Genomic DNA, 7,483 nt, shown 5'->3' with positions numbered 1-7,483 from the left:
CTCATCCCGCTGCCCGGCAGTGGTTTGTGCAACAAACCATGAGAGGGGGCTTTGGCCTGCAAAGAAGCCTAACGCTGAATGTTCCACTCACCTACCGGCCAACGGATCGCCGCCTTCCTAAGAAACAGCCTCTGCTTTTGGCGTGGGGGAAAGGATGTATCCAAGGGATTGGGCGCGGCGGTGGAGGTTTGCCAAGACGCGCGTACGATGACGTTCGTCATAGGCGGCGGCGCCGGGATCGTTGTAGGTCATCCCGAAGCGCAAGGCGTTGTAAAACAGGACAGCAATTTTGCGCGCGGTGGCGGTGACAGCCTTTTGCTTTCCAGCCCGAGCCGAGAGACGGCGATAAAATGCTCCGAGCGCCGTGTCACTCCGCCCGAGTGTAACGGCCGCCAGTCGCAACAGGGCTGCGGCCCGACTGGATGATCGTCGCGTTCGCGAAGATAGCAGCTTACCCCCCGATATTTTGGTGCCGGGCGCGAGGCAAAGCCAGGAGGTAAAGTGCTTCGCGCTTGACCACGCCTTCAGATCGGTTCCGCATTCGGCAATTAGCTTCAGTGCCAATGATGGCCCGAGGCCATGAATCTGTGTCAGATCCACGCCGATGACGCCGTGAAGAGCCGCCCGGACGTCAAATGATGGCGCGTTGACCTGCTTGCCCTTCATCCTGGCCTTTGGCAGCGCGGCAATGGCCCCCGATGCTTTAACGGTAAGTGTCGCGATAGCGGCCTCAAGCTTGTGGTCGCAGTCTTTCATCATGGTCTGATATGTATCGTAAAGCTCCAACGACTGCGTGAGCGCAAAAATATGCTCTGCGCGGTCATTGCCAACCAGCGCCGCGCGGATCGTCTCGACCGAAGAGTGGCAGCGAGTATCGCGGAAAGATGCCAACACATCCGGGTCCCGTTCGCCTGCCACGATAGCACGAATGATCCGCATCCCAGTAGCTCCGGTGATGTCAGAGACGACATGGTGAACCTGAAGGTTCATCTCCATCAATGCCTTCTGCATGTGCTGAATATGGGCAGCGGCATATTCTACCAGCCGCTCTCGCTGCCGCATGTAGGCGCGCAGGGTGGCGATCTCGGCCTCTGGTCGGAAACTGCCACGCAACAGGCCGTAGGAATGAAGTTGTCGCAGCCAGCCAGCATCACTGACATCGGTCTTCCGGCCCGGCACATTTTTGGCATAGCGCGCATTCACAAGGATCACTTTGAACCCGTGCTGCTCAAGGATCTCGAAAGCAGGAATCCAGTAGACGCCGGTGGATTCCATGGCCACGCTGGTAACGCCGCAGGACCGAAACCAATCGGCCAGATCATGCAGGTCTCGCGTGAACGTGCCAAACGCACGAACCGGCGTATCCGTGGCGCTGGGGTTTACAGCGGCCATATGCATAGTCGATCCGATGTCGATTGCCGCCGCGCTCGGATTGACCATCTTCAGATCTGGGTGGTCGCCAGTCGTCACTTTGCCCATGATAAATCCTCCAATCAGGCTGAAGGGCGTGGGCCGTGCAAGTTCGTCATCTTCCTAACCGGGATCACCGCCGAGGCGGCGTCACCACTCTCAAGTGCGCATCAGCCCATGTGCCACGTTTTTTAACGGGGTCAGTCCCTCCAATAAGCGATCGGCAACTGCCCTCCGCTGGCGATGATAGCACAGGCTGTTTCTACCGCGCACAGGCGGGCTAAGGCCCAGGACGGTTTTTTAGCAACTCCCTCTTCTCACGCAGCAGCCGGACTTCTTTGCGAAGACGGATATTTTCCTTCTCAACATCCTCGTGCGGCCCCGACATCAGATCATCGTGTTCCCTTTCGGGACATTGCCATGCAATGCCCTGTCGGGCAACGGATGCTGCTGGACCCACTTGTTTAGCGTAGAGACGCCAACACCCAAATCCGATGAAAGCCGCGGACGCGTTAAGCCGCTGGTCGTCGCCATCCGCACAGCATCACGCCGAAACTCGTCTGTGTATTTCTTTGCCATTCCATATCTCCTTCATAGCAAATATTGCTCGAAAGAGACCGGAACTAAAACAGGGCAAGACCAGATGATGACCGAGGGAACGACAGGCGTCGTGACAGGGAGGATGATGATGACAGAGAAAAGTACAGTCGAAAAAAGCGTAGTTCCATGTTGGGCGATTTGTTTGACTTCTAGATCCGTCCTACGCGCCCGCCAGTTTTTTTGGGCGTGACCTTCAGAATAGTTTGCGCCAACTGCTTCCCTTAGTGACAGGTCAGTCATCAACCCGATCGCAAATTCTGACACAGTCTCGCCGAGGGCGTGGAAAGAAGCTCCTTTGGTAATCCATAAAGGGATGCAGAAACCCGCGAGAGGACGAATGTATAACGGCTGTCCAGATGACAGCCGTTATACTTCACATATCAAAATTGTTGCCAAGCACTTTCCAAATAATCGATTCGGCGTGACCTTGTTGCCCCTGTTGGCAATCACTATGTCAGCGTCGGGGTGGATCAGCTGCCCAAGAGGGCGGTTTAATTGGATTACATTTACGTACTTGCCGGTCTGATCGGTTTGTTTTTTGGCGGCGAGGCCCTTGTGCGCGGCAGCGTCGGGATCGCCCGACGCATGGCAATACCTCCATTGCTGATCGGCCTGACCGTCGTGGGGTTCGGAACCTCCACGCCAGAGCTACTGGTGTCAGTCGATGCGGCTTTGCGCGGCGTCCCCGACATTGCCATTGGCAATATCGTCGGGTCGAACATCGCCAACATGCTCTTGATCGTCGGCCTCACCAGTCTGGTTTGGCCAATCGTCGTGTCGGGCGCGACGCTCCGTCGCGATACAGCTGTGATGGTCGCCGCAGCCCTTGCGCTCGTGCCAATCTTTGCGATGGGTGAGATGGGGCGCGTTGCAGGGGGTCTGTTGGTAACCGCACTGATCGGCTATCTGATCTGGGCTTATCTGCAACCGGGAGACGCGGTCGCGGAAGACATCGACGCACCAGCGCCTGCTTCGGCAAGGATGTCAGCTTTATGGGTCGTCGGCGGATTGGTCGTCCTGATGTTCGGGGCCCGGTTTTTGGTGGATGGGTCTGTGTCGATTGCGCGCGGCTTCGGTGTCTCCGAAGCTTTCATCGGTTTAACGATTGTCGCGGTGGGCACGTCCCTGCCCGAACTTGCCACATCGGTTATCGCGGCCTTCCGGCGACAGTCAGAGATTGCCATCGGCAACATTGTGGGATCGAACATTTTCAACGTGCTTGGTATTCTTGGCATAACGGCCCTGATCAAACCAATCCCGGTCGCTGACAGATTTTTGACCTTTGATCTGCCAATCATGATCGCGGTCTCGCTTGTGCTGACGGCGCTTCTTTTGACGCGCCCGGTCATCGGTCGGGGGGTAGGGTTGACTGCTTTGGTGGGTTATGCGGTCTATGTGTGGGCTGCCCAAGGGTGACGGAAACTGGCTGCGGTGGCAATTTGCGGATGCCATATCTGTCCGATGGCTTGGCAACCGACATTGCCGAGAGTAGCGTGGTAAAATCTATTGCGTTGTTCGGGCGCAGGACCTGCATTTGGTTTATGAAGAGGGTGTCAGGCGCGTGTTGAAAAGCCTTGCAAAGGTGGTTTCGAGATGGATATGTCTCGTCCTCGCAGCATCGCTGCTCGCAGCCCTTGTCAATGCAGACCCATCTTTCAAACGCGCTGAGGCGACCAACTTTGTCGCGTCTCACTCCGTCCTATTGCAGACGCTGCAAACGAAACATGGCGCTGTCAGGCCGCAGACGCTCGATAAACACGACGAACATCCTGTGGATGTGCACCCGGCTGTGGAAAGCGCAAGCTTTGCCCGAAATTACGTCAAGGCTGCCCGCTTCCGCTTCTCAGGCAGGCTAAACCCTGTTTCACAGAACATCGGATGGCAAGCCCGTGCGCCGCCTTTTTCATTCATGCCAGTCACGTCTTAAACTACCGCACACTTCGTCTGTGTGCGGTCACGCATGCATTGATGAGGTCACACATGACACATGAAAACGAAAATCCTGATGGTATCAACCAGCCCACACCCGAGCTGAAAGAACGCGAAAACATCTTTCTAAATTGGGTAGTTATGATCGTCGCTTTCGGCGCGATGATACTTGCTGCTGTCTATCTTCCTGCTCTCCTGTGATGCCAAGATGAAAAATCCTGCAATAAAGTTTGTGTTCTTCGGGCTTATGGCCGCTGCACTCTTGCTGACCAGCCTGCTGCCCGGCGCTTAATGGATCAGAATCGGGCGGCAGCACGATGTCGCCCGCTTTACCTTCAAGCTGATGTGGACGATTTAATCGTAGGTTTTGCGGGTATGCCCCGTACCAAGCGGTTCGCTTTGGTTGGTTCTGCGCCGCGATGCGAAAAGGGTACGATCGTGCACTTCATGCAGCCTGAGTAAGGTGGCTGGCCTTCCTGCGTCAGGGCGCAAAATAGCACGGTGAACGGCCGCCCGCTGCGATAAGCACGCGTGAACGCAGCGCAGACCTTTCAGTTCTTCGCTGCAAGCAAGCCAATTTTTATTTCGGGTAACCGTCCCAAACTGTTTTTTTGGAAAAGACTTCTGAATGCAAGGAAGGGCCATGAAGCACCCCCACCCAGAAAGCCCCATGATATCCCAAAAACGTTCATTCAAGCGAGAATTTAACGCCGTGCCTGTATGACGTCCATAGTCATCGCGCATTGCCTCGCTTTCTCAAAGACCATAGATCCAGAGGCAATCTAAAATACAATTTTGCTGCACCGAAGATTTCTGCGAGGACAGTTTGATGGAAACCGATCCCGAAACATTTTTCACCTTGATCGAAGCACTTGGGATCGGGCTTTTGATCGGGATCGAGCGTGAACGCAGCGTGCATTTGCAAAGCGAGGGTGCATCGGCAGGTGTTCGTACCTTCGCGCTGGCATCCTTGATTGGTGCCATCAGTATGATGACTGGTGGTATCCCGCTTCTGATGGTCGCGGTCGCGGTTGTTGCAGTCGCCCGCGTTGTATCTGTGACGCAACAAGTCGACCCGAGCATAGGCTTCACGACCACTCTGGCGCTGGTTTCGGTCGTGCTTCTCGGAGCCATGGCAACGGAAACCGCCTTCCTTGCGGCGGCGATCGCAGTGGTCATCGCGTCATTGCTTGCCGCACGCAAAATGCTACACGATTTCAGCCGGTCTGTACTGACAACCATAGAGCTGCGCGACGGGCTTATCCTCGGCGTGTCGGTTCTGGTGATCCTGCCCCTTCTGCCTGACAAGGATATCGGTCCGGGCGGCGCACTCAATCCGCGCACCCTGTTTATTATTGTCGTTGTCATCATGATGATCAGCGCAGCGGGGCATATTGCGACGCGGATCATTGGCGCGCGCCTCGGATTGCCGGTCAGCGGTTTTTTGTCTGGCTTCGTGTCGAGCACGTCAACGATCCTGGCGCTTGGCCACCACGCCATGGAAAAGCCGGAAGAAGCACAAAGCGCCGCAGCAGGGGCTACACTTTCTTCGGTGTCTTCGCTTATTCAAATCGGGATCATTCTTCTGGCGCTCAGCCCTGCGATGTTCACGATGGGGTTTCCCATGCTGTTTTCAGCTGGCGTTGTCGCCGCGCTGCACGGTGCTGCGATTTTCTTTCTGGCAATGCGCCAAAAAATGGAACCTGCAGTGCTGGAGTTGCCCTCGCAGGTCTTTTCAGTGAAGGGGGCCTTAGGTTTTGCGCTCATCGTCGCGGTTGTGATGGTGGTGTCTGCAACGCTCAACGACTTTTTCGGAAACACTGCGGTCCTCGCCTCCGTCACACTTGCCGGACTGGTCAGCACAAACTCTGCAACGGTCGCTTTGGCATCTCTGGTCGCGGCAGGGCAAATCTCTGCCGCAGCCGGGGCACTTCCGTTGGCGGCGGCACTCAGCGCAAACGCCATAGTCCGCATCCTGATCGCGTTTCGGCAGAAAAGCAAAACGTTCAGAAGAACCGTTGCATTTGGCCTCGTTTTGCAAATCGGTGCGATCTGGTTGTCATTGTGGTTGGCTGAAATTTTACGGCGCTGGTTTGCTGAATGGTCCGCCCTCGTTTCGTGATAGATACCATGAACATCTACAGTGCGCTTATAGGGAGTGGACAATACTGCCAGCAGATCTGATTTGATATCGGCCAGAATTGCGCAGAAGGGGCTGGGCAGGGTTTCGTACCGGTCATGAAGCAATAGCGGCGCACCTTGATAAAAACAATTTGGTCAGCAGAACATCCATTTAAGAATGCTTAAAAAGGCATTCTTGTTGCCACGGTCTGCAAGCAGCCTGATTTGCACCGGCACAAACCCCGATCAAAATCCAAAAAGTGTCGATGGTTTCTTGCTGGCTCATGTTAACGGGAACCGTTCATCGTGCAGCATTTTAAACCAAAGGTTGATTGCTACGGGTAGCCGGTCCGTACACACGAAGGCATACAGCGTTTCGGTTTTAACTTGCGTCATAACCGGCCGCCTTGAAGTAGTTTCCGCATTCGAATGGGTCGTAGAGATCGCAAATTGATCCGATAGCCTGAAAGACGTCGGTGAAGGTTCTCGCCCCGATCCGTCGGAGGTGGGCTTTCAGTTTCGAGAACGCCTGTTCGATGGGGTTCAGGTCTGGTGAGTATGGCGGCAGGTAGAGGAACCAGCAGCCGTGATCGCGCAAAGCCTGCGTCGCTTCGTTGTTCCGATGCGTTGCCAGATTGTCGAGGATCACGACGGTTCCGGGCGAGATCTCCGGGACGAGTACCTCGCGCACATAAGCGGCGAAGGCGCTACCGTCCATCGCGCCCTTGATGACCCACGGCGCGATCAACGCGTCCTGCGTCAGGCCTGCGATAAGCGTCTGTGTTCCCCAACTGCCGAACGGTGCGCCCACTGTCAGGCGTTGGCCCCGTCTGGCCCTGCCACGCAAGCGGGTCAGGTTCGTTTTCACAGCCGTTTCGTCAATGAACACAACACGATCTGACAATGCAGCAATGGCGGGCAAGCGATGCTTGAACCAGTCCGCGCGCTGTTGTCTTACCTTGGCGCGGCGGCGCTCGGTGGCGACCAGAGACTTTTTTTGTATGTGAACCCGAGCCGGGCCAGCAGGTTGGCGATGGATGAGTGATGCACCTGAACACCTTCTGCTTCCGCCAATGCGTCCCGCAATTCAAAGAGCGTGATGTCGGGGTCCTGAGCGATCAGTTCCTCAAAGAACCCCCAATGCGGAGCCAGCTTTCCATTGCCCCGTGGAGGCCCCTGCGGTGCAGGATCCGCGTGGCCCTTGGTCCGAACTTGACGCGCCCAACGCGCGCCAGTGGCAGGCGACAACTTCAGACGCAACGCAGCAGCGCGCCCACTTAAACCTTCTTCAATATATCTCTGAAAACGCGTCCGAAGCGCAGATGACAATGGTGCTGACATGATACATCCCCCCAAGAAGAATGAATCACAACTGAACCATTTTGGGAATCCCCCGCGATTCAGGTTTCAGTCGAAACGCTGT

The 7,483-nt window shown here is 55.9% G+C and carries 7 protein-coding genes and 1 pseudogene; 4 read left to right on the top strand and 4 right to left on the bottom strand.

The window, feature by feature from the left end; all coding sequences use genetic code 11:
• Window positions 1–117 precede the first annotated feature (117 nt).
• Both BMY36_RS18395 and BMY36_RS19705 read right to left on the bottom strand, forming a co-directional pair.
• Window positions 118–1,479: an IS110 family RNA-guided transposase gene (locus tag BMY36_RS18395; protein ID WP_050521075.1), complete on the bottom strand. Its 1,362-nt coding sequence runs from the start codon at window positions 1,477–1,479 to the stop codon at window positions 118–120.
• A gap of 380 nt (window positions 1,480–1,859) precedes the next feature.
• Window positions 1,860–1,989 (bottom strand): annotated as a pseudogene (locus BMY36_RS19705) (transposase); the annotation flags it as partial.
• A 516-nt stretch (window positions 1,990–2,505) separates the two neighbouring features.
• On the opposite strand from BMY36_RS19705, the gene BMY36_RS18385 reads away from it, so the two are divergent.
• From BMY36_RS18385 to BMY36_RS20110, 3 genes are all read left to right on the top strand, one after another.
• The gene (locus BMY36_RS18385) at window positions 2,506–3,426 is read left to right on the top strand and encodes a calcium/sodium antiporter (RefSeq protein WP_050521074.1); all 921 of its coding nucleotides are present in this window, start codon (window positions 2,506–2,508) and stop codon (window positions 3,424–3,426) included.
• Between the two features lie 118 nt (window positions 3,427–3,544).
• Window positions 3,545–3,937, top strand: coding sequence for a hypothetical protein (locus tag BMY36_RS19700; protein WP_139194144.1), 393 nt, complete (start codon window positions 3,545–3,547; stop codon window positions 3,935–3,937).
• Between the two features lie 53 nt (window positions 3,938–3,990).
• Window positions 3,991–4,140 (top strand): hypothetical protein, encoded by a 150-nt coding sequence (locus BMY36_RS20110; RefSeq protein WP_156215295.1) that lies wholly within the window; start codon window positions 3,991–3,993, stop codon window positions 4,138–4,140.
• Between the two features lie 153 nt (window positions 4,141–4,293).
• On the opposite strand, the gene BMY36_RS20105 is transcribed toward BMY36_RS20110, so the two are convergent.
• Complete coding sequence (locus BMY36_RS20105; protein ID WP_156215293.1) at window positions 4,294–4,683, bottom strand: hypothetical protein; 390 nt, start codon at window positions 4,681–4,683, stop codon at window positions 4,294–4,296.
• Between the two features lie 85 nt (window positions 4,684–4,768).
• Here BMY36_RS20105 and BMY36_RS18375 point away from each other — a divergent pair, with 85 nt between their 5' ends.
• The gene (locus BMY36_RS18375; RefSeq protein WP_050521072.1) at window positions 4,769–6,061 is read left to right on the top strand and encodes an MgtC/SapB family protein; all 1,293 of its coding nucleotides are present in this window, start codon (window positions 4,769–4,771) and stop codon (window positions 6,059–6,061) included.
• Between the two features lie 381 nt (window positions 6,062–6,442).
• On the opposite strand, the gene BMY36_RS19330 is transcribed toward BMY36_RS18375, so the two are convergent.
• A protein-coding gene (locus BMY36_RS19330) for an IS630 family transposase (RefSeq protein ID WP_139194118.1) occupies window positions 6,443–7,401 on the bottom strand; the annotation gives its coding sequence in 2 pieces (ribosomal slippage) (window positions 6,443–7,057 and window positions 7,060–7,401; 957 coding nt in all).
• Window positions 7,402–7,483 lie beyond the last annotated feature (82 nt).

It is taken from the genome of Pseudorhodobacter antarcticus, from assembly GCF_900110135.1.
Classification (GTDB): Bacteria; Pseudomonadota; Alphaproteobacteria; order Rhodobacterales; family Rhodobacteraceae; genus Pseudorhodobacter; species Pseudorhodobacter antarcticus.
The sequence above is the reverse complement of the archived record's forward strand: the minus strand, read 5'-3'. Positions and strand labels throughout refer to the sequence as shown.

Coding starts and splice junctions, on each gene's coding strand:
- BMY36_RS18395 (WP_050521075.1), bottom strand. CDS start 1,479: ATGGGCAAAGTGACGACTGGCGACCACCCAGATCTGAAGATGGTCAAT.
- BMY36_RS20110 (WP_156215295.1), top strand. CDS start 3,991: ATGACACATGAAAACGAAAATCCTGATGGTATCAACCAGCCCACACCC.
- BMY36_RS20105 (WP_156215293.1), bottom strand. CDS start 4,683: ATGCGCGATGACTATGGACGTCATACAGGCACGGCGTTAAATTCTCGC.
- BMY36_RS18375 (WP_050521072.1), top strand. CDS start 4,769: ATGGAAACCGATCCCGAAACATTTTTCACCTTGATCGAAGCACTTGGG.